Origin of the sequence: Idiomarina sp. UBA3162 (assembly GCF_002364475.1) — a bacterium.
Lineage (GTDB): Bacteria > Pseudomonadota > Gammaproteobacteria > Enterobacterales > Alteromonadaceae > Idiomarina.
Genome location: NZ_DEYI01000042.1, coordinates 1 through 20,602, shown reverse-complemented (window position 1 = coordinate 20,602; position 20,602 = coordinate 1). Strand labels below are relative to the sequence as shown.

22 protein-coding genes are annotated in these 20,602 nt (G+C 47.0%); 7 read left to right on the top strand and 15 right to left on the bottom strand.

Annotation, left to right across the window (positions count from 1 at the left end; genetic code table 11):
• Positions 1-5: 5 nt before the first annotated feature.
• Both B2X00_RS04775 and B2X00_RS04770 read right to left on the bottom strand, forming a co-directional pair.
• Positions 6-548: a hypothetical protein gene (locus B2X00_RS04775; RefSeq protein WP_290486330.1), complete on the bottom strand. Its 543-nt coding sequence runs from the start codon at positions 546-548 to the stop codon at positions 6-8.
• On the bottom strand, positions 545-1,258 hold the full coding sequence (locus B2X00_RS04770) for an SURF1 family protein (protein WP_290486329.1): 714 nt from the start codon (positions 1,256-1,258) through the stop codon (positions 545-547). The genes B2X00_RS04775 and B2X00_RS04770 overlap by 4 nt, the downstream gene beginning before the upstream one ends.
• Before the next feature lie 10 nt (positions 1,259-1,268).
• Between B2X00_RS04770 and B2X00_RS04765 the strand changes: the two genes are divergently transcribed.
• Positions 1,269-1,484, top strand: a complete 216-nt coding sequence (locus B2X00_RS04765; RefSeq protein ID WP_006953847.1) for a DUF2909 domain-containing protein — start codon at positions 1,269-1,271, stop codon at positions 1,482-1,484.
• A gap of 3 nt (positions 1,485-1,487) precedes the next feature.
• Here the strand turns inward: B2X00_RS04765 and B2X00_RS04760 are convergent, their stop codons facing one another.
• From B2X00_RS04760 to lexA, 6 genes are all read right to left on the bottom strand, one after another.
• Positions 1,488-2,363, bottom strand: coding sequence for a cytochrome c oxidase subunit 3 (locus B2X00_RS04760; protein ID WP_290486328.1), 876 nt, complete (start codon positions 2,361-2,363; stop codon positions 1,488-1,490).
• Between the two features lie 13 nt (positions 2,364-2,376).
• On the bottom strand, positions 2,377-2,946 hold the full coding sequence (locus B2X00_RS04755) for a cytochrome c oxidase assembly protein (protein WP_290486327.1): 570 nt from the start codon (positions 2,944-2,946) through the stop codon (positions 2,377-2,379).
• A 5-nt stretch (positions 2,947-2,951) separates the two neighbouring features.
• Complete coding sequence (gene ctaD, locus B2X00_RS04750) at positions 2,952-4,538, bottom strand: cytochrome c oxidase subunit I (protein ID WP_071462960.1); 1,587 nt, start codon at positions 4,536-4,538, stop codon at positions 2,952-2,954.
• Between the two features lie 10 nt (positions 4,539-4,548).
• On the bottom strand, positions 4,549-5,673 hold the full coding sequence (coxB, locus tag B2X00_RS04745) for a cytochrome c oxidase subunit II (RefSeq protein WP_290486354.1): 1,125 nt from the start codon (positions 5,671-5,673) through the stop codon (positions 4,549-4,551).
• Between the two features lie 290 nt (positions 5,674-5,963).
• Entirely contained in the window at positions 5,964-6,383 is a 420-nt protein-coding gene (locus B2X00_RS04740) for a hypothetical protein (RefSeq protein WP_290486326.1), read from the bottom strand.
• Positions 6,380-6,997, bottom strand: a complete 618-nt coding sequence (gene lexA, locus B2X00_RS04735; protein WP_071462963.1) for a transcriptional repressor LexA — start codon at positions 6,995-6,997, stop codon at positions 6,380-6,382. The genes B2X00_RS04740 and lexA overlap by 4 nt, the downstream gene beginning before the upstream one ends.
• A 146-nt stretch (positions 6,998-7,143) precedes the next feature.
• Between lexA and plsB the strand changes: the two genes are divergently transcribed.
• Positions 7,144-9,594, top strand: a complete 2,451-nt coding sequence (gene plsB, locus B2X00_RS04730; protein WP_290486325.1) for a glycerol-3-phosphate 1-O-acyltransferase PlsB — start codon at positions 7,144-7,146, stop codon at positions 9,592-9,594.
• A gap of 26 nt (positions 9,595-9,620) precedes the next feature.
• On the opposite strand, the gene ubiA is transcribed toward plsB, so the two are convergent.
• Positions 9,621-10,472, bottom strand: coding sequence for a 4-hydroxybenzoate octaprenyltransferase (gene ubiA / locus B2X00_RS04725; RefSeq protein WP_290486324.1), 852 nt, complete (start codon positions 10,470-10,472; stop codon positions 9,621-9,623).
• Between the two features lie 8 nt (positions 10,473-10,480).
• Positions 10,481-11,023: a chorismate--pyruvate lyase family protein gene (locus B2X00_RS04720; protein WP_290486323.1), complete on the bottom strand. Its 543-nt coding sequence runs from the start codon at positions 11,021-11,023 to the stop codon at positions 10,481-10,483.
• A gap of 77 nt (positions 11,024-11,100) precedes the next feature.
• Between B2X00_RS04720 and B2X00_RS04715 the strand changes: the two genes are divergently transcribed.
• Complete coding sequence (locus B2X00_RS04715; RefSeq protein WP_290486322.1) at positions 11,101-11,508, top strand: flagellar basal body-associated protein FliL; 408 nt, start codon at positions 11,101-11,103, stop codon at positions 11,506-11,508.
• Here the strand turns inward: B2X00_RS04715 and B2X00_RS04710 are convergent.
• Genes B2X00_RS04710 through B2X00_RS04695 form a run of 4 tightly spaced genes read right to left on the bottom strand, consistent with a single transcriptional unit; the run spans position 11,502 to position 14,876 of the window.
• The gene (locus B2X00_RS04710) at positions 11,502-12,302 is read right to left on the bottom strand and encodes a rhomboid family intramembrane serine protease (protein ID WP_290486321.1); all 801 of its coding nucleotides are present in this window, start codon (positions 12,300-12,302) and stop codon (positions 11,502-11,504) included. The two genes, B2X00_RS04715 and B2X00_RS04710, sit on opposite strands and share 7 nt — an antisense overlap.
• 4 nt (positions 12,303-12,306) lie before the next feature.
• Positions 12,307-12,636, bottom strand: coding sequence for a thiosulfate sulfurtransferase GlpE (gene glpE, locus B2X00_RS04705; RefSeq protein ID WP_290486320.1), 330 nt, complete (start codon positions 12,634-12,636; stop codon positions 12,307-12,309).
• A gap of 2 nt (positions 12,637-12,638) precedes the next feature.
• Positions 12,639-13,664 carry an L-threonine 3-dehydrogenase gene (tdh, locus tag B2X00_RS04700; RefSeq protein WP_290486319.1) on the bottom strand — a complete coding sequence of 342 codons (1,026 nt, stop codon included), beginning with the start codon at positions 13,662-13,664 and terminating at the stop codon, positions 12,639-12,641.
• Positions 13,665-13,685: 21 nt separating this feature from the next.
• The gene (locus tag B2X00_RS04695) at positions 13,686-14,876 is read right to left on the bottom strand and encodes a glycine C-acetyltransferase (RefSeq protein WP_290486318.1); all 1,191 of its coding nucleotides are present in this window, start codon (positions 14,874-14,876) and stop codon (positions 13,686-13,688) included.
• 155 nt (positions 14,877-15,031) lie between these two features.
• Here B2X00_RS04695 and coaD point away from each other — a divergent pair, with 155 nt between their 5' ends.
• Positions 15,032-15,523: a pantetheine-phosphate adenylyltransferase gene (coaD, locus tag B2X00_RS04690; RefSeq protein ID WP_006953832.1), complete on the top strand. Its 492-nt coding sequence runs from the start codon at positions 15,032-15,034 to the stop codon at positions 15,521-15,523.
• Between the two features lie 4 nt (positions 15,524-15,527).
• Here the strand turns inward: coaD and B2X00_RS04685 are convergent, their stop codons facing one another.
• A complete protein-coding gene (locus B2X00_RS04685; protein ID WP_290486317.1) occupies positions 15,528-16,847 on the bottom strand; it encodes a sodium-dependent transporter in 1,320 nt (439 codons plus the stop codon).
• A gap of 207 nt (positions 16,848-17,054) precedes the next feature.
• On the opposite strand from B2X00_RS04685, the gene pckA reads away from it, so the two are divergent.
• From pckA to B2X00_RS04670, 3 genes are all read left to right on the top strand, one after another.
• Positions 17,055-18,656 (top strand): phosphoenolpyruvate carboxykinase (ATP), encoded by a 1,602-nt coding sequence (pckA, locus tag B2X00_RS04680; RefSeq protein WP_071462974.1) that lies wholly within the window; start codon positions 17,055-17,057, stop codon positions 18,654-18,656.
• 131 nt (positions 18,657-18,787) lie between these two features.
• Positions 18,788-19,735, top strand: a complete 948-nt coding sequence (locus tag B2X00_RS04675) for an ABC transporter ATP-binding protein (protein WP_290486316.1) — start codon at positions 18,788-18,790, stop codon at positions 19,733-19,735.
• Positions 19,722-20,602 (top strand): ABC transporter permease (locus B2X00_RS04670; RefSeq protein ID WP_290486315.1); only part of this gene is annotated, 881 nt, incomplete at its 3' end. The genes B2X00_RS04675 and B2X00_RS04670, both read left to right, overlap by 14 nt.

The window sequence follows — 20,602 nt, the reverse complement described above, 5'->3', positions numbered from 1 at the left end:
TTATCCTACCCAATCCGAGAAAGTTTTAACATTTTACGAAGGTCAGCCAGAATATTTTTGCCTTCCATAACCATAGTCTCGTGCTCGGCATGAGTCGGGTAGTGCAACATCACATGACCTTGCGGGTCGATGATAAATACATGATCAAATGGAATGCTCTCAACGGCATCGATAAGCGCTTTTGACTGTACTGCAACGATATCATCCCAGTGGGGTAGATCGCGCTGCTCTGGCAACATTTGCTGCGATAGAATAATAGGGGTGACACGATCACTGTCTTTACCCAAAGCGACATCAAGCTGACCGAGTACGTAAAGTGTATTTTTACATTGTTCATTACATTGGTTTGGCATCCGATAAGCAACGCGCCAACCCTCCGGTAACGTTTCGAGTTGCGACAAAGCGAGCGGTTGTTCAAGCAGCACGCCTTTATTGGTAGCGGGTTGATACCAGTGTGTTTTAAGTGTCAGCCATGCACCTATAACGGGCAGGGCAAATACAGCAATAACAATGAGCAATGTGCGTTGTGAGCGAGTGAGGGAGCTCATGGTGTCTCCTCTTGTTTTGTCTTATTTAATTTATATAGCACTACAAGGTATACCACTAAGCAAGCAATAGCGAGTGAAAACCATTGCACAGCGTAAGCCTGATGTTTAGCTGGTTCCATCACTTGTGGCTTCCACTGTTGTTGAAAGCCCTTCAGTTGCGGTGAAACCAACAACAGTTCATAAGGCTTGAGTTCGATTCCTGTGTACTCACTGATTGTTGGAGGGATAAACTCCTGTACTCGTTTAGGCCAAGCCGTTTGTTGCTCCTCAAACACTTGCGAAATAAATTGGTTTGCTTGAGGGATGCGAACTAAGCCTTCTAGTGTTAATTCTTGCTGCGGTAGCTCGACCGTTGGAATCTCGGTTCTTGAGCGTGGAGCTTTAATCCAGCCTAAATTAACGGGTAGTCGTTCGCTCAACTGCTGGCTCTTGAGTAAAGCAATGACGTGGTAGCCCGGATGACCATCGACCATTTGATTATCGATTAGAAAATAGCGCTGAGTGTCAAATCGTCCTGTAATGCTGACCAATTCGAAACGAGTGAGTTGCGTGGTACTCGATAGTCGTTGGGCGAGCGGGCGAGCTTGTAAATTCTGAGCCTGCGCAAAATCTGCGAACAGTTGCTGCTTCTGATGGGCGCGATCGAGTTGCCAGAATCCCAGCTTGACCAAAATGGCAATAGCAATCAAAGTAACTATTGACGCTACCAAGGGGACTTTTATGTTACTTCTTTTCAAACTCATTATTGTCGCGCTTCTTCTTTATATGATTTTTAATTTATTCCGCGCTCTATTTGTAATGTTGAGCAATGACCCTGAAAAACCACCTATGTCACGCTATTTAGGACGTCGAGTGGGTATTGCCGCGATCGTGTTACTGCTTATGGTGATCGCGGCCTATGCGGGGTTTCTACCGTTTCATCCTCGACCGTATTAACAACTACAGCACATAGACGATAACAAACAAGCAGATCCATACCACATCAACAAAATGCCAATACCAACTTGTAGCTTGGAAGGCGAAATGTTTTTGTGGTGTGAAGTGGCCCTTGAGGACGCGTAGCAGCATGATAATGAGCATGAGCGTACCGAGGGTCACGTGCATACCGTGAAATCCAGTCAGTAAGTAAAAGGTATTACCGTAGACACCGGATTGCAGCGTTAATCCAAGTTCCTCATAAGCGTGGATATATTCAGCACCCTGTAAAAAGAGGAAAACTAAACCGAGGATGATAGTCAGGCTGAGCATACCAGCCAGTTGCCCGCGTTTATTTTTCTCTAAACCGACGTGTGCAAAATGGCAGGTGACTGAGCTCGCAATCAATATGGCGGTATTGATCAAGGGCAGACCATACCAACCCATAGCTTGCGTCGTTGTGCCGCCGGGCGTCTCTACTAACGGCCACTGAGCAACAAACTCCGGCCATAATACTTCACCCGTCATGACATTATTGCTGGCGCCATCTAACCAAGGTACAGCAATCATGCGTGCGTAAAAGAGCGCACCAAAGAAGGCCGCAAAGAACATGACTTCAGAAAAGATAAACCAGCTCATACCTTGTTTATAGGAGTTGTCGAGTTGGTCGCTGTGAAGTCCACTCATGGTCTCATTGATTTGGTCGCGGAACCAACCGAATAGCATCACAGCAATGACGCCAAACCCAGCAAACAAGACATGGGAGCCCCAGCCTTGCTTATCGCTTGTTGTTTCGATAACGGTATGAGCAGCGCCCCAGGCGATGAGACCTAAGCCCAGTGCGCCGACAATGGGCCAAATACTGGAAGGTGGGACATAGTAATTTTGTTGTTCTGCCATAACGACGTATTCCTTATTCTGTTGACTCGAGCAAAGCCAGAGACTCTGGCGTCGCATTGGCTGTCATATCATACAGCGTGTATGACAGGGTAAAGGTGGTGATATGGTCCGGTATCTCAGGATCGATATAGAACTGCATCGGCATTTCGGCATCATTGCCTGCCGCAAGCGGTTGCTGATTAAAGCAAAAGCACTCGACTTTATTTAGGTACAACGACGCTTCCGCAGGCGCAATGGAAGGAATGGCCTGAGCGACCATGTCATCACTCGTGGGGTTAGCAGCTAAAAAGTTAACAACGCGAACCTCACCTGGATGGACACGCACTTCTTTAATTTCAGGCTCAAACTTCCATGGAATACCTTGCGCAGTGCGTGTTATAAACTGAACCCGCACCGTGCGGCTTTTATCCACCTCATGCTGACTCACTGCGGCCGGTTCGTTATTCGTGCGACCGTTGAAACCAGTCACTTCGCAAAAGGCGTCATACAGAGGCACCAATGCAAATCCAAAGGCAAACATACCTGCTACGGTGAGTAGCAGGCGTTTGACGATTTTACTGTTATCAGGACCTTGGTTAGACATAACCATCACTCCACTTTGGGCGGCGTCTCAAAGGTGTGGTAAGGCGCCGGAGAAGGTACTGTCCACTCAAGCCCCTCGGCACCATCCCATGGCTTCGCAGGTGCTTTTTCACCCCCACGAGCGCACTTGATCACCAGCCAGAGGAATATCAACTGCGATAGCCCGAAGGCAAAACCACCGATACTTGTGATCTGGTTGATGTCCGCAAATTGCACTGCGTAGTCAGGAATACGGCGCGGCATACCCGCTAAACCAGCAAAGTGCATTGGGAAGAACAGCACGTTAACCGATATCAAAGAGCTCCAGAAATGCAAGCGAGCCAAAGTGGTGTCGTACATATGACCGCTCCACTTAGGCAACCAATAATAACTTGCAGCCATTATCGAGAAGATAGCGCCTGTTACCAAGACATAGTGGAAATGTGCCACGACAAAATAGGTGTCGTGATATTGGAAGTCGACCGGCGTCATTGCCAACATAACGCCTGAGAATCCGCCAATCGTGAATAAAATAACGAACGCGAGGGCGAACAACATGGGGACTTCAAATGAGATTGCACCTCGCCACATTGTGGCGACCCAGTTAAATACTTTGACGCCCGTTGGCACCGCAATCAGCATTGTGCAGTACATGAAGAAGAGCTCTGCAAACACTGGCATGCCCGTGGTAAACATATGGTGCGCCCATACAAGAAACGAAAGAATCGCAATGGACGCGGTTGCGTAGACCATGGATGAATAGCCAAACAGCTTCTTCCGCGAGAACGCCGGTATAATGGCAGAAACGATACCGAAGGACGGTAAAATCATGATGTACACTTCGGGGTGGCCGAAGAACCAAAAAATATGCTGGAACATGACCGGATCGCCCCCACCGGCGGCGTCAAAAAAGCTGGTACCAAAATACTTATCGGTAAGTACCATAGTGACTGCACCTGCTAACACAGGCATTACGGCAATTAACAGGAACGCCGTAATCAACCAAGTCCACACAAACAATGGCATTTTCATGTAGGTCATGCCAGGGGCGCGCATGTTGATGATGGTTACAATGACGTTGATCGCACCCATGATGGATGAAATACCCATGATATGAACCGCGAACACGAATAGAGCAGTCGAGTCGTTACTATACGTCGTCGAAAGCGGTGCGTAGAACGTCCAACCAAAGTCAGGACCACCCCCTTCCATAAACAGTGATGATAGAAGAATGACAAAAGCAAATGGGAGTATCCAAAAGCTCCAGTTATTCATGCGTGGTAACGCCATATCGGGCGCGCCGATCATCATCGGTACCATCCAGTTGGCTAGGCCGGTGAAAGCCGGCATAACGGCACCGAAGATCATAACCAAGCCGTGTACGGTGGTCATCTGATTAAAGAACTGAGGTTCAACTAACTGTAAGCCGGGTTGAAATAATTCGGCGCGAATGACCATCGCCATCGCACCGCCGACAAAAAACATAATTAAACTGAACCACAAATACATTGACCCAATATCTTTGTGGTTAGTGGTAAACAACCAACGAGTAATGCCAGACGGCTTATGATCGTGGTGTGCTTCGTGATTGTGATCGTCCACTACTGTGCTCATCACCGTCTCCTTATTCATTTATCGCTGCGTTGATGTCAGCGGCTTGCACCATTTCACCCGTATCGTTGCCCCAAGCATTACGCTCGTAGGTTACTACCGCAGCCAGTTCTTGCATTGTGAGTTGCTGCGCGAAAGCTTGCATTGCAGAGCCCTGAACGCCGTGGACAACAATATCGACGTGTTTGTCGAGATTTTCAGGTTTAGACGCTATGGGGCTGCCAGCAAGAGCTGGGAAGGTGCCTGGAATGCCTTGACCGTTAGGTTGGTGACAAGCTGCACAGGTGCTGTTGTAAATTTTCTCACCCATTGCCATCAATTCGTCCATCGACATTTCCATATCGAGCAATTCTTGCTGGCGCTCTCGCTCAGCAATCTGTTTGGCCTCGGTTTCGTCAATCCACTTGGCATACTCTTCTGGGGTTTTTGCAATGACTACGATAGGCATAAACCCGTGGTCTTTGCCACATAGCTCAGCACATTGACCGCGATATATGCCTGGCTCATCAATACGCGTCCAAGCTTCATTGATAAAACCGGGGTTAGCATCCTTTTTGACAGCGAAGTCGGGCACCCACCAGCTGTGGATGACGTCATCTGAAGTGACCAAGAAGCGAACTTTTTCGCCCGTCGGCACAACGAGAGGGTTATCGACTTCGCGAAGATAGTTTTCGCTCTTCTCGAATTTATTACTTATCTGTTCTTGTTGTGTTGCGAGACGGCTAAAAAATTCGACCTCACGATCAAAATATTTGTAGTGCCACTTCCACTGAGAGCCTGTGACCTGAATAGTGACGTCAGCGTCCGAGGTATCTTCCATAGCAATTAGTGTAGAAGTCGCTGGAATCGCCATACCAACCAATATTAGGAACGGTATCAAGGTCCAAAGAATCTCAACCTTTACGTTCTCGTGGAATTTTGCGGGTTCACGACCGCGGGATTTGCGGTGTCGGATCATGGAATAAAACATGAGTCCAAAAACCACCACACCAATGACACAACAGATATAAAATACTGTCATGTGCAAGTCGTATACGTCACGACTAACTTCTGTAACACCTTGCGTGAGGTTGAGGCTGCGCTCTTGGGATAGCGCAGATGCACTATACAACAGGGGTAGTGCCCATAACGGCTTCATTTTCACGTGACTTCTCCTCTCATTCTTCTTTGCTTTAGCAAAACGCTAGCTAGGAAGAACAAAGAGGTAAGCAGAAAAAGGAACAGCATCTCCCCAGAAATCACTTTCTCTACCAACTCTTTGTTGTAGTTTTTAAGTTATACTAATTTATATAGTTGGGTAGTATCATTTATTAACTAAAATCTACACAAAGATCTAGATCAAAAACGCTGAATGGTTAAAAAGTATCCATAAATGTTAAAAAAAAGGCTGCCGAAGCAGCCTAGAGTGTATTAACCCTTAATGGGGGATTAGTGCAGGTGGGGGGTTAATACATCCTCTTCAAACATAAAACTTTGGGTTTGGCTTAAACGCGATGATAGACGAATACGTTGTACAGCGCGTTTATCGAATCCATTGACCCATGCGACAACAACATCGCTTGTGCCGGATAACACGGCTTGTTCAAGTGCCCACGCGCGGTCGTGAGTTTTACCGGGACGTAACCATCGAATACGCTGACGTGGAATACCAGCATTGACAAGCTGTTGGATGAACTGGCTGTGTCCACCAATGACGGTAACCCAACGCTGTCCGATGCTGTGGACCGCGGCTTCAAGTGCTGCCGATAAGCTTGATGGAGCTAGGTTGGCAGTCATAGTCTCTGGTTGTTGAGCTTTGTATGTCCACATGCCAGGGTGATTACTGAAATCTGATTGTAGTCTTTTCATAAAGAAGCTCCATTACGGATGATGCCGACTGCAAGTCCTTCGATTGCAAAAACTTGTTGTGCCAGATCTACAACAATTGTCGAAAACTCTTCATTCTCTGGATGCAACAAGACTTGTCGGCCTTTCTGTTCAAATCGTTTAACTGTGACTTCGTCTTCGACGCGGGCGACTACAATCTGCCCATTTCGCGCTTGTTCGGTTTTATGGACTGCTAGTAAGTCGCCGTCCAAAATTCCAATATTTCTCATGCTCATCCCATTAACACGAAGCAAAAATTGCGCGCTGGGATAAAACATGGACTCATCTAACTGGTAGTGCCGCTCAATATGTTCTTGCGCTAAGATAGGCTCACCAGCTGCTACTTGACCAATCAGCGGTAAACCAAGTTCTTCCTCGATATCCTCACCGATTAATCGAATGCCGCGTGACATACCTGGCATGATTTCAATGACGCCCTTTTTAGCTAAAGCTTTTAAATGCTCTTCGGCGGCGTTAGCTGAGCGAAAGCCCAACCGACTCGCTATTTCAGCACGCGTTGGCGGCATACCGGTTGCTTGTAAGTTATCTTTAATTAACTCAAGAATTTCGGCTTGTCTGGGAGTCAGTGGACGCATTTCAGTTACCTGTTTATCTGTACAGTATACTGTGAGTATATACAGGTATTTTTGATATGCAAGTCATTTTATTCGACGACTTTTTAGAACGGAATTGTTATGATTATTGTCTTACTGTTTTAAACGCAAGGGTAGCAAGGAATATCATGACTGCGGTGAGCTGGAGTTACGCGCTCTTAAAGCATCCTATTCGATGGATGACACGAGCAATGACCATAATTGATAAACCCGAGGCCGATCAAGCGGATATCACCAGTGTACCTGTGGTGTACGTGATGCGATCGAATGCTAAGTCGGACTTTGCGATTTTGCAACGCGCTGCGCGAGAAAATAACCTACCCGATCCGCAGCAGCCGCTCTACATCAATGGAAAGTCATTTGACCGTGTACTGTTACTACCCGAACGTGATGACAGTGCTTCTGCACGTGCGTTGTCGCAGTTCCAAGCGCTACTTGAAGCACATCAGGCTGACCCTCAGTTGGACGTACAACTATTGCCAGTTGGCGTATTTTGGGGGCGCAAGCCAGGGCAAGAAGCGCATGCCGGAAACGCTATGACCGGTGACTTAGACAACCCCGGTCATCTGCGAAAGTTCTGGTTGATCATGTTCTCTGGGCGTCAGGTTTTGTGCCGCATGTCGCGTCCTGTAAGTTTAGGTCAGATGAGCCGTCAAAGCGGCGCGGATTATCGCATTGCACATAAATTGGCGCGCGTGGCACGAGTACATTTTGTACGCATGCGCTATGCGGTGGCGGGTCCTAAGTTGAGTGACCGTAATGAGTTGATGAATCAGCTACTCGAGACACCGGCGCTTAAAAAAGCGATTAAAGATGAGCAACGCTCGAACAAAGCGGACGAAGCGCAAGCAGTAAAAAAGGCAAAAGGCTATTTAAACGAAATAGCCGCGAACTATAGCGAAACTTTAGTCCGTATATTAGATCGCTTTATGACATGGATGTGGAGTCGGATTTATAATGGTATTGATGTGCGCGGTGCCGATGAAGTCCGAAAGCTTGCCCAACAAGGTCACGAAATTATATACGTCCCGTGTCATCGAAGTCATATGGACTACTTACTGTTAAGTTACGTCATCTATAAACAAGGTTTAGTACCGCCGCATATCGCCGCAGGCGTTAATTTAAACTTCTTCCCCGTTGGTTCGATTTTCCGCCGCGGTGGTGCGTTCTTTATTCGTCGCTCTTTCCGCGGCAATAAGCTCTATTCGTCGGTATTCCGTGAGTACCTTTGCTGGTTGTTTCAAAAGGGCTATCCTGTTGAATATTTTACCGAGGGTGGACGCTCACGCACTGGGCGCTTACTGCCGCCTAAAACAGGTATGTTTGCCATGACTGTGCAAGGTATGCTGCGAGGCCAACAGCGCCCCATCTCAATTGTACCCGTGTACTTAGGTTACGAGCACGTAATGGAAGTAGCGACTTACCTTAAAGAGCTTAAAGGTAAAAATAAAGAGAAAGAGTCGTTGTTCCAAGTACTGAAATCTGTCACCAAATTGAAGAACTTTGGCCAAGGGTTTGTTACGTTTGGATCGCCCATTGATTTGAAAGCGTACCTAGATAAGCATGTTGATGATTGGCAGCGTTCTGTCACACGAGGTGCTGAAGAGCCCGAAAGACCTAGTTGGTTAACACCCACGGTCAATGGCTTAGCCGAGAAAGTCATGCGCGGTATCAACGACTGTGCGGCGGCTAATAGCGTTAACCTTACTGCATTAGCGCTATTAAGTTCGGAGCATAACGCGCTAACGCGAGAAGAACTGATTGCCCAAATTAATGTTTACCTGAATTTACTTCGCGAAGTGCCATACACACATCACGTGAATGTACCGGAGCAGTCAGCAGATGAGTTGCTGTCGTTAGCGCTACGTACCGATAAGTTTGAGGTACAAGACGATTCGATGGGGCAAGTGATTTCGTTGCATGCAGCTAACGCTATCGCGATGACTTATTATCGTAACAATGTGCTTCACTTAATGATATTACCGGGTGTTATTGCATCTTTGATTCATGCCAAGCAAGAAGTGAACGTCACAACTATTGTTGAGCGTTGCAGTGCAGTATACCCGATGCTGCAGGCTGAGTTATTCCTGTCTCATGACGATGCCGATTTGGATACATGGGTACGTGCTATTGTAGAGGAATTCGATCGTCAACAGCTCGTTAGCCTTGATGGTGAAACGGTGCGTGCCGCTAACCGCGAGACCGCCGCTTGGTTGCAGCTTAAGCTGTTAGCGGGCAGTGCGAGTGAGACCTTGCAACGGTATGCAATCGTCTTAGAACTGTTGCAGCAAGCCCAGCCGATAAAACGCGCTGAACTTGAGCGTCAGTCGATAACACTTGCTGAGCGGCTTAGCTCGATTCATGGAATTGATGCGCCGGAATTTTATGACAAAAAAGTAATGACCAGCTTCATTGCAAGTTTAAAGGCGCAGTCACTATTGCAAGTGAATGATGATGGTGATCAGGTTGCTGCACCAGAAATTGGCGCGTTAAGTGATGATATTGATGAGCTGCTCGATCCGACAATTCTGCAAACCATTCGACAGTCGGTCCAGCAATTGATGGTCAGCGCAGATTAGCTGCGTTGACCATCAATCTGGTTAAACTAATACCAATAGTGAAGCGCGAGACTCACGCCGATAACCATGCCTACATAATGATTATGCAGAAAAGCCTGGAAACAGGCTTTAGGTGCGCGTTCTCGTATCATCCAATGTTGATAACCAAATAAGCAAGCCGCCGCAATAAGACCAACCCATGCGTACCACTGCACATTAAGTTGATGCCAGAGCAAAGCGAGGATGATTAACGTAACAAGCTGTAAAGCAGCGATAATAAGTTTGTCGTATCGACCAAATAGGATAGCCGTACTTTTGATTCCAATTTTGAGGTCATCCGCCCGGTCAGCCATCGCATACTCAGTATCGTAGGCAATCGTCCAAACGATATTGGCAATGAATAAACCGCCTGCGAGCCACCATTGATCATTGTTGAGCGCACTAAACGCCATCAAAATGCCGAAGCTAAAGGCAATACCGAGTACCACCTGAGGGAGCTGCGTCCAACGTTTGCAGAACGGGTAGAGTGATGCAACGCCTGCGGCTGCGAAAGCTAGCATAATGGTTTGCGTATTGAACTGAAGTACCAATAGAAATGCGAGTATTAGCAGGCCGAAAAACAACAGGATGGCCTCGGTACTATTGACCTCTCCGGCGGCAAGAGGGCGTAATTTGGTACGCTCGACATGACCATCAAGGTTACGATCAGCGAAGTCATTAATTACACAGCCCGCGGAGCGCATGAGGAATGTGCCTAACATGAAAATGACGACGACTTTGAGGGGCGGGTTACCAGCTCCCGCAATAAGTAATGCCCACAGCGTTGGCCATGCAAGTAAATAAGTGCCTATCGGTCGATCAGCGCGCATCAGACGCCAATAGCTATTCAATTTATTCATCGATTACCTCAGTATATCGGCACGGGACTTAAGAAAAATTCACTGACTAAAACGTGTTGCCCTTGGGTGTTAAATAAACTCCGGCGACCCCAAATAGCTTCGTTTTGTTGATAATAATGCCGGTTAATTTGGCTGACACCATGATCTAATGGTAGTTGAGTGACTTCAAATGTCGAACGCTTCAAGTCGGATTGATTAAATAATGATTGGCCCAGTGACTGAGTGCCAAGTTCACCTAGATTAAGGTTTTCATGGTCGGCCGCCGATATAGGGAAAACACTGCGAGCAAAGACAAAGGGCTGTTCGTCTAGCTTAAGTAATACTTCTCGAATGATGAAGTGCGTTTGTTGTGGAAACTCTGACCGTTCATTGGCAAAAGGGGTTGCCACAGCTTGGCCGATGAGTTCGACCGAAAAAGTGCCGGGTAATGCACTGAGTTTGGCAGTGAGCGATTTTTCGTCCAGTAACCAGTCACCGACGAGTGGCTTTAAGTGGATATCAGAGGCATGCTGCCAATGACAGGGCTCAGTACTGAGAAATTGTACAGACATAGTTATTGGTACTTGAGATATTCTTTGGCTATCATACCAAAGCCATTGCCGTTAAACATTATAAAGGCTATAGAATTATGATCCCGCAACGTTGGCTTACCAACATCGTATTGATTTTAAGTTTAACGACATTATCGGTTGGCATTGCGCGAGCGCAAGATGTCGCCTACTACGGATTCGAACCGGATATCATTACCAACTTTGTGAAAGATAAAGACGAGTATCGGCTAGGCTTTATCCGAGTCGCTGTCGAGGTAATGGTTGATAACCCAAAGAATGTGAGTGTGGTGGAGCATCATGCACCGCTGATACGCGATGCGTTCATTCAAATATTGAGTACCGCCAGTGAGCATCAAATCAAAACGATGACTGGGCGTGATCAACTGCGTTTGAAATGCTTTGAACGGGCTCAAGAACTAATGACGCAAGAAACGGGTAACCCGGTGATTAAACAAGTCATTTTCACTAAGTACCTATATCAATGACGAGGTTTTGGTCTCAGCTGACGTACCGTGATACCCGCGATGCAGCCAGCTATTAAGCCAGCTAAGTGAGCTTCATTAGCTACATTGACCCAAAGCACATCGGTATATCCGAGTATCAACCAACCCAGCATAAATAAGATGAGTGCAGGCGGCAGCTTTAGCGGTGTGTTACGCTGCCCACTGTATAACCAACAAAATCCAAGCAGACCGTAAACAACACCCGACATGCCGCCAAAATTAGGACCGCTTACATAAAACTGAACAACGTTAGCACTGACCGCGGTAAGCACGAATAGCGCTAACAACCAGCGCGTACCTAGGTAAACCTCGATACGTCCGCCAAGATACCACCACCAAAATAAGTTAAACACGATGTGAGTAGCGGAGAAGTGAAGAAAGGCGGGAGTTAATAGGCGCCAAGGTGCATCGAGCGGAAGCTGAGAGAAGCTATCGCTGATGATAAAGTAACGGACAAAAGCATCGCCGCCCGCCATAACGCCCATAAACATAAGCACGCAAATCACGGCAACGATACGGGTTAACCAACCGGTGTTTTTCATCAGGTCAGTCACTAACTGCCGGTTCTTTGTGCCTTGTCGAACAGCGATAATATTGGGGTCAGCCTTAAACTCGTCAATGAGTTGGCGTGCTCGTGCCTCGTAACTGCTTTGATGCAGTAACAAATCCAGCTTACCATTTCGTTCACTCACGCTGACAGGGATTCCTTGGCTACGAAGCCACGCATATAATTGCTGAAGATAGGGACCATCCTGAGTTGTGAGTAAACGCTTCATTAATTTATCCCTGCTCGACTGCTGTCGGATAGGCCGCTTGCCAAGCGGTAAAACCGCCGTCCATGCTACTCACTTGGGTGAGCCCTTGGGATTCGAGTACCAATGCGGCTTGTTGACTGCTTATACCGTGGTAACACACAACAATGACGTGTGTGTCTTTATCGGTATTGGCTAGGAAGTCACTGATATTGTCGTTGTTGAGTGGTTGTGCATTAGGGATATGGCCGGCTTGAAAGGATTGCGGGTCTCTAATATCAACGAACACAGGAGAGGCGTCCGAAGCCCACGCTTGGTGGGCTTCTGTCAATGAAATATGACGAACAGATTGAGTCATCGTTAGTCCCAATTAAGAATGACTTTACCGGACTGACCCGAAACCATGGTTTCGAACCCTTCTTCGTAGTCATCAACTGACATTTGATGGGTCAAGATCGGTGAAATATCTAAGCCTGATTGCAGCAAGCTAGCCATTTTGTACCAGGTTTCAAACATTTCACGGCCATAGATGCCTTTGATGACGAGTCCCTTAAAGATAACTTCGTTCCAATCAATAGCAACGTTCTCAGGTGGAATACCCAACATTGCAACTTTACCGCCATGGTTCATCGTCGCAAGCATTTGCGAAAATGCTGATGGTACACCAGACATCTCTAGTCCGACGTCAAAGCCTTCTTTCATGCCCAGATCTGACATAACGTCTTTAAGACTCTCTTCTGCCACATTAACGGCACGAGTTACACCCATCTTTTTGGCTAGTTCAAGTCGGTATTCGTTCACGTCGGTGATCACCACATGACGCGCCCCGACATGACGAGCCACTGCCGCCGCCATAATACCGATTGGACCTGCGCCAGTAATCAGAACATCCTCGCCAACGAGGTCAAAGGCAAGGGCGGTATGAACCGCGTTACCCAGCGGATCCATGATGGCCGCCATATCGTCAGTAACATCATCTGGCAGTTTAAACGCGTTATCGACCGGGATAACCAAATATTCGGCAAACGCGCCTGGGCGGTTGACCCCAACACCATAGGTATTGCGGCATAAATGACGGCGTCCAGCACGACAGTTGCGGCAGTGACCACAGGTAATATGCCCTTCACCGGATACACGGTCACCGATTTCAAAGCCGCGCACGCCTTCGCCCATAGCGGCAACTTCACCCACGTATTCGTGACCTACAACCATGGGCACAGGAATTGTTTTTTGTGACCAATCATCCCATTTGTAAATGTGAACATCGGTACCGCAAATTGCGGTTTTTTTAATTTTGATGAGAACGTCGTTATAACCATACTCGGGCTTTTCGACGTCCGTCATCCAAATACCCGGTTTTGAATGCAATTTCGCTAATGCTTTCATAATCAGTCCTTAGACTCGGTATTAAATAACACCGAGATCTTTACCAATACGTGTGAATGCTTCAATGGTGCGGTCAAGTTGCTCGCGTGTGTGCGCCGCAGACATTTGTGTACGAATACGTGCTTTGCCCTTAGGTACGACAGGGAACGAGAATCCGATGACATAGATACCTTCTTCGAGCAAACGATCAGCCATTTCAGAAGCAAGGCGTGCGTCGCCAATCATGACTGGAATAATCGCATGGTCAGCACCGCTCAAAGTAAAGCCTGCTGATTCCATTTCGGTTCTGAAATAGGTTGCGTTATCCCAGAGTTGCTCACGTAATTCGTTACCGTGCTCAAGCATTTCAAGCACTTTAATAGATGCTTGAACGATAGCCGGTGCTACTGAGTTAGAGAATAAATAAGGACGCGAACGCTGACGTAACCAATCGATTACTTCCTTTTTGCCCGATGTGTAACCACCGGAAGCACCGCCTAAAGCTTTACCCAACGTTCCGGTGATGATATCAACGCGACCTAAAACGTCACAGTATTCATGGGTACCTTTACCATTGGCGCCTAAGAACCCGGTTGCATGACAATCGTCCATCATCACCAAGGCATCATATTTGTCAGCTAAGTCACAGATACCTTTAAGATCGGCGATAACACCGTCCATCGAGAATACACCGTCGGTTGCAATCAACTTAAAACGTACGCCATCGGCATCTGCTTGTTTAAGTTGTTGTTCAAGGTCATCAAGATTATTGTTTTTATAGCGGTAGCGTTTCGCCTTACTAAGACGGATACCATCAATAATACTGGCGTGGTTTAATTCATCGCTGATAATCGCGTCTTCTGGGCCCATCAAGGTCTCAAACAGACCCCCATTGGCGTCAAAACACGAAGAATAAAGAATCGTGTCTTCGGTACCCAGAAAGTCACTAAGTTTCGTTTCCAGTGTTTTGTGGATATCCTGCGTGCCGCAAATAAAGCGCACCGATGCAGTACCAAAACCGTGCTCATCAAGGCCTTGCTTAGCCGCTTTAATCAGATCAGGGTGATTGGCAAGACCTAAGTAATTGTTGGCACAAAAGTTCAACACTTGTTGACCATTAACGGTAATTTCAGAACTTTGATCAGAAGTGATAACACGTTCTTTTTTGTACAGGCCGTCTGATTTGGTCTGCTCGAGTTGCTCATTAAGGTGCTGATAAAAATTTGTGTTCATTACGAAATCCTGTTCAGTCATTTGGCTTTCTTAACATTACCCTGTATTTTACGCATGTTCACTGAAAGCCGCATCCCTAATTTGCAAAAGCTACAAAGATGAGCCAGTTTTGGGGATGTACTGTAAAGTTTGCACAACGTTAAAACGAGGAACCTATGCACCGTAGAGCTATTTATCCTGGCACTTTTGATCCCATCACTAATGGCCACGCCGACCTCATCGAGCGCGCTGCAAGTCTGTTCAGTGAGATCATCGTCGGTGTAGCAGAAAGTCCGAGTAAGAAGCCGTTATTTAGCTTGCAAGAACGGGTGCTATTAGCTCAACAAGTGACTGAGAAACTCGATAATGTCCGTGTGGTGGGCTTTTCAGGACTGTTAGTTAATTTTGCTAAGGACCATGATGCATCGGTATTGATTCGTGGCTTGCGCGCGGTCTCGGATTTTGAGTACGAATTCCAACTTGCCAATATGAATCGACGACTATTCCCCGAGCTGGAAAGTGTGTTTTTAACACCCGCTGAAGAAAACTCCTTTATTTCGTCGACTCTAGTTAAAGAAGTTGCTTTGCATGGCGGCGACGTTGGCGAGTTTGTGGATGGGCGTGTGGCTGAGGCGCTGCAGCAGAAGTTTGCTGGTCAGCGCCCTTAAGCAACTAAGCAATAGCGCTTTGGTAAAAAACCAGCCCCATCAGTACCGGGCAGATATAACGTAAATGCCAACGCAGTAAACGGTAGCGCAATCCCTGCGCTGCCAACGCTGTAACATGATTACTGCGTTTCCAGAACCAGCCGATAACGAGTAAGTAAAATAGTCCTGACAGCGGTAATTGGAATTGTGTTACGGCGGTAACCACCCAGCCAAACAGCGGCTCAAACCAGAGCACTAGGGATAGCGCGAGCAGCGCGATAACGAGCATGGCAATGGCGACGGCGACAGGACGTGGTAAGTCGTGCTCTTCTAGTAAATAGGAGACTGGCACCTCCGCCTGCGCCATGGTTGATGTGAGTGCGGCTATGCTGAGTAAAATAAAGAAGCCAAAGCCAACCCATAAACCGGCAAAGCCCATACTGCCGAAAAGTTCCGGTAAAACAGCGAATATCAACTGTCCCTCACCAATAAACTGGTTGCCTTGTTCAACGGAAACGCCCAATTTAATAGCGACAAATAATGCAGGAATAATCAGCAAGCCCGCTAAAAATGCGACCAACGTATCTAACGCGGCTACAGATAAACTTAAACGACCCAATTGCGCACCCGGGCGCAGATATGAGCCGTAAATCATCATGCCGCCCAAACCAATCGATAACGAGAAAAAAGCCTGACCCATGGCGGCGATATAAATATCGGGATCGGTAAACTGTTGAATCTCAGGGATTAGATAAGTTTTAAAACCTTCGCCTGCACCAGGCAAACTGGCGATATAAACGATGAGACCGACTAATAAAATAACCAGCAGCGGCATTAAGCGCTTTGACCAGAGCTCGATACCTTGTTCGACACCTTTAAGGACAACCGAAGCAGTAAGAATTAAGAACACGGAAGTAAAGACCAGGTCGCGCACCATACTGCCGGTAAGTAAAAAGTCAGCAATGCCTGACAAGCCCATGGCCGTAGCAAGATAGCCCAGTGCATGAACTAGCATCCAACCAGCCACGATGTGATAGAAACTTAACATTAAACACGAGCCAATGACGTTAAGTAGACCCATCGTCGCGCCTACCGGGCGCATGCGTCCCTCGCTAAGTTGTTTGAGCGAGCGAACTGGATTGGCTTGCGCGTGATGGCCAATAAGCATCTCACTGTAAAGCGCAGGAATAGCAAGCACAAAAATTACACACAAATACACAAGCAAAAACGCGCCGCCACCATGGTTAGCCACCTGGGTCGGAAACCCCCAAATGTTACCTAAACCAACGGCTGAACCTGCCGCCGCCAGGACGAATCCAATTCTTGACTTAAATGAGTCACGCATAAGGACAAAACAACTTTAGTTAAATATTGAGTAAAAGAGGTGGCATTCTAACGGACTGAGAAAATTTTGCCCTATCTTTTTTTACCAATAAAAGGTAACATTCGCGACCAAATTTTATGCTTGTGGCGAGTGCATAAAGGGATTTACGCGAGTGCCGCAAGAAATAACGTTCGTTTAATGCAAGACCGTATCTCAGGAGCCCTTGTCATGCCAAATTTGGATCTGAGCCGCTACGGCATCAATGATGTCCAAGAAGTTGTTCATAACCCCTCTTATGATGTTTTATTTGAGGAAGAAACTCGCAACGACCTGCATGGTTTTGAAAAAGGAACCGTGACCAAGCTCGGTGCCGTTGCAGTAGATACTGGTATCTTTACCGGTCGTTCACCAAAAGATAAATACATTGTTAAAGATGACACAACGCGTGACACGGTTTGGTGGGCGGATCAGGGTAAGAATGACAACAAAGCGATGTCACAAGAAACCTGGACTCACTTAAAAGGATTGGTCACCAACCAGTTATCGAACAAACGCTTGTTTGTCGTTGATACGTATTGTGGTGCAAACGAAGATACCCGTTTAGCCGTGCGCTTCATTACCGAGGTAGCGTGGCAAGCGCATTTCGTTAAAAACATGTTTATCCGTCCTTCAGGCGAAGAGTTAGAAAACTTCGAGCCTGACTTTGTGGTAATGAACGGAGCAAAATGCATTAACCCCGATTGGCAAGAGCAAGGCCTTAACTCAGAAAACTTCGTGGCGTTTAACCTGACCGAAAAAATCCAGTTAATCGGCGGTACATGGTACGGCGGTGAGATGAAAAAAGGTATGTTCTCGATGATGAACTACTTCTTGCCGCTACAAGGCATGGCATCGATGCACTGCTCGGCTAATGTAGGTAAAGACGGTGATGTAGCAGTGTTCTTCGGTTTATCGGGAACGGGCAAAACAACATTGTCGACGGATCCAAAGCGAGCACTTATCGGTGATGATGAGCACGGCTGGGACGACGATGGCGTATTTAACTTTGAAGGCGGTTGTTATGCGAAAACTATCAACCTGTCTAAAGAGGCGGAGCCTGATATTTATAATGCTATTCGTCGTGATGCGCTATTAGAAAACGTCACTGTGCGCGAAGATGGCAGTGTGGATTTTGATGACAATAGCAAAACTGAGAATACGCGCGTTTCGTATCCGATTTATCACATCGATAATATCGTTAAGCCAGTGTCTAAAGCGGGCCATGCGAAGAAGGTGATTTTCCTAACCGCAGATGCGTTTGGTGTATTACCTCCTGTATCAAAGTTAACTAAAGAGCAGGCGCAGTATCACTTCTTGTCTGGCTTTACAGCTAAATTAGCGGGTACTGAACGTGGCGTCACTGAACCCACCCCAACCTTTTCAAGCTGTTTTGGCGCGGCTTTCTTGACGTTGCACCCGACTCAGTATGCTGAAGTACTAGTGAAGCGTATGGAAGCTGCCGGTGCTGAAGCGTATTTAGTGAACACCGGCTGGAACGGAACCGGTAAGCGAATTTCCATTAAGGCAACGCGCGCAATCATCGATGCCATTCTTGATGGTTCGATTGAGGATGCTGAATTCCATCAGTTACCATACTTCAACTTGGCAATGCCGACTGCATTGGCGGGCGTTGAAGATAGCGCCATTCTTGATCCGCGTAACACTTACGAGGACGTAGAGGACTGGAACTTGAAAGCGAAAGACCTCGCGCAGCGTTTTGTAGCGAACTTTGAGAAGTTCACTGATACTGAAAACGGTAAAGCATTAGTAGCTGCGGGACCCAGCGTTTAAATAAATCCGTAGCTTACAAATTGAAACAAAATAAAAACCCGCAACGGCTGTTGCGGGTTTTTTTTGCTCTGTAAGATATACTCAATTCAAAATTACGTATTTTTTACATTTATCTAAACGCTGCGAGAATCATGAATATACAAATAACAAACTTAACTAAGCGTTATAAGACCGTCACCGCGGTTGATAATATATCGCTCACGGTCAACTCAGGTGAAATATATGCACTGCTCGGACCCAACGGTGCCGGCAAATCATCTTTAGTGCGTATGTTGGTGGGTCTGACCCAAGCAGATGAGGGCCGTATTGAAATTTCTGATGCCAGCGGTCCTCGTCCTCAACTCAGTCCTGAGGACTTCGCCTATTTACCTGAGGATCGTGGCTTATATCAAGATCGGACGATACTGGATAACCTAGGTTTTATTGCCGAATTACGTGGTCTCGATAAGTCGCTAGCGCAGCAGCGCATCGACCAATGGTTAGCGTACTTTGACCTGACGGAGCGGAAAAAGGAGCCCATGCGACAGCTCTCTAAAGGTAACCAGCAAAAGGTGCAGTTAATTGCGACACTGATTCACGATCCCGATTTGGTGATTTTAGATGAGCCATTCTCAGGCCTCGACCCAGTGAACCAAGAACATGTGATGAACGTGCTAACCGACTTGAAGCAACGAGGAAAAACGGTGTTGCTTAGCGCTCATCAGATGGCATTGGTAGAACGTCTTGCCGATAAGATGTTGTTGATGTCTCATGGGCGTGCTTTAGCACAAGGTACATTGGCTGAAATACGTGCAAAACTGCAACCTCAGCGGGTTTATCGTATCGAATGTGATGCTGAAGTCGCTCAACGTCAATGGATCCAACATGAGGCTATCGTTGATGTGTCTGTGATAGATACCGATTTGGCACATGTGACAGTCGACCCTTACGTCGATGTCCAGCATTTATGGCCAGATCTTAATCAACATGTACCCATGCGGAGCTTCTCGCCGCTACAACTTGGATTGCATGAGTTGTACCTCAACACCATTGAGCAAAACAATAACAAATCAAAGGATGTTCAGCATGAGTCTGCTTAGTAGCAAAGTATCGAAAATCGCGTGGTGGGAGTTCCGTCGCTTTTTCAAATGGAAGCAAGAGCTTATCTCTATCGGTCTACTGGTTGTCATCATGGCTGTAAGCATGGGATGGGGCGCTATTAGTGCCGTATTCGAAGAGCAATATAATGGCGCAATTTATTTCGAGCAACGCGCTAACCCAGGTGATTATGAAGCCCCTAAAGATATCACTTTGCGTGACGCCGGCTCGATGGAAATTGAGAAATGGAAGTCGCAGCTACCAGAGGCGCTCGATGTCGTGGTGATTGTCCACCCAGATAACACAGCGACACTGCGCGTACACAAACGTGACGACTGGCAAAGCGATTTAACCGACTCACTACAAAGTTATTTACAAACGTTACGCGTTGCTGGATTAGAGCTGACCGATGAACAACGTACAGTACTCGACTCTAAACCCGAGGTAACGCTTGATATTGCTAAAGTCGATGTTGATGAGTCAGCAGTTGATGATGAAGGAAGTAGCGAACTGGGAATGTTTTTAGGTATCGGTATCTCAGTTGGTGTATTTACCGGCTTTGGCTTGATGATGATGTCGATTACGGCGGAGAAACAGCAGCGGGTGACTGAGCAGCTACTAACGATTATTTCGCCACGAGAGTGGATGGATGGCAAAATTGTTGGGATCACCTTACACAGTTTGAAAGCGATGGTATTCATCGGTTTATTCTTTGGCGCTATCGCATTACTTGCTGCAAGCTTTAGCAGCGAGGGTTCGGTGAGTTTTACCTTTGACCCCTTTGTTGTGATTGCGTCGTTTGTTTTTGTCATGCTCGGTCTGCTAATGATTAATGCGATGCTGGCAGGTTTTTCAGCAACGATTGACGA

Bases quoted from the DNA above. Each gene is read 5' to 3' on its own strand.
- lexA (WP_071462963.1), bottom strand. From the start codon at position 6,997: ATGCGTCCACTGACTCCCAGACAAGCCGAAATTCTTGAGTTAATTAAA.
- B2X00_RS04720 (WP_290486323.1), bottom strand. From the start codon at position 11,023: ATGTCTGTACAATTTCTCAGTACTGAGCCCTGTCATTGGCAGCATGCC.
- plsB (WP_290486325.1), top strand. From the start codon at position 7,144: ATGACTGCGGTGAGCTGGAGTTACGCGCTCTTAAAGCATCCTATTCGA.
- B2X00_RS04675 (WP_290486316.1), top strand. From the start codon at position 18,788: ATGAATATACAAATAACAAACTTAACTAAGCGTTATAAGACCGTCACC.
- coaD (WP_006953832.1), top strand. From the start codon at position 15,032: ATGCACCGTAGAGCTATTTATCCTGGCACTTTTGATCCCATCACTAAT.
- B2X00_RS04695 (WP_290486318.1), bottom strand. From the start codon at position 14,876: ATGAACACAAATTTTTATCAGCACCTTAATGAGCAACTCGAGCAGACC.
- B2X00_RS04765 (WP_006953847.1), top strand. From the start codon at position 1,269: ATGTTACTTCTTTTCAAACTCATTATTGTCGCGCTTCTTCTTTATATG.
- B2X00_RS04755 (WP_290486327.1), bottom strand. From the start codon at position 2,946: ATGTCTAACCAAGGTCCTGATAACAGTAAAATCGTCAAACGCCTGCTA.
- ubiA (WP_290486324.1), bottom strand. From the start codon at position 10,472: ATGAATAAATTGAATAGCTATTGGCGTCTGATGCGCGCTGATCGACCG.
- B2X00_RS04760 (WP_290486328.1), bottom strand. From the start codon at position 2,363: ATGGCAGAACAACAAAATTACTATGTCCCACCTTCCAGTATTTGGCCC.
- B2X00_RS04740 (WP_290486326.1), bottom strand. From the start codon at position 6,383: ATGAAAAGACTACAATCAGATTTCAGTAATCACCCTGGCATGTGGACA.
- B2X00_RS04685 (WP_290486317.1), bottom strand. From the start codon at position 16,847: ATGCGTGACTCATTTAAGTCAAGAATTGGATTCGTCCTGGCGGCGGCA.
- B2X00_RS04775 (WP_290486330.1), bottom strand. From the start codon at position 548: ATGAGCTCCCTCACTCGCTCACAACGCACATTGCTCATTGTTATTGCT.
- tdh (WP_290486319.1), bottom strand. From the start codon at position 13,664: ATGAAAGCATTAGCGAAATTGCATTCAAAACCGGGTATTTGGATGACG.
- glpE (WP_290486320.1), bottom strand. From the start codon at position 12,636: ATGACTCAATCTGTTCGTCATATTTCATTGACAGAAGCCCACCAAGCG.
- pckA (WP_071462974.1), top strand. From the start codon at position 17,055: ATGCCAAATTTGGATCTGAGCCGCTACGGCATCAATGATGTCCAAGAA.
- B2X00_RS04715 (WP_290486322.1), top strand. From the start codon at position 11,101: ATGATCCCGCAACGTTGGCTTACCAACATCGTATTGATTTTAAGTTTA.
- ctaD (WP_071462960.1), bottom strand. From the start codon at position 4,538: ATGAGCACAGTAGTGGACGATCACAATCACGAAGCACACCACGATCAT.
- B2X00_RS04710 (WP_290486321.1), bottom strand. From the start codon at position 12,302: ATGAAGCGTTTACTCACAACTCAGGATGGTCCCTATCTTCAGCAATTA.
- coxB (WP_290486354.1), bottom strand. From the start codon at position 5,673: ATGAAGCCGTTATGGGCACTACCCCTGTTGTATAGTGCATCTGCGCTA.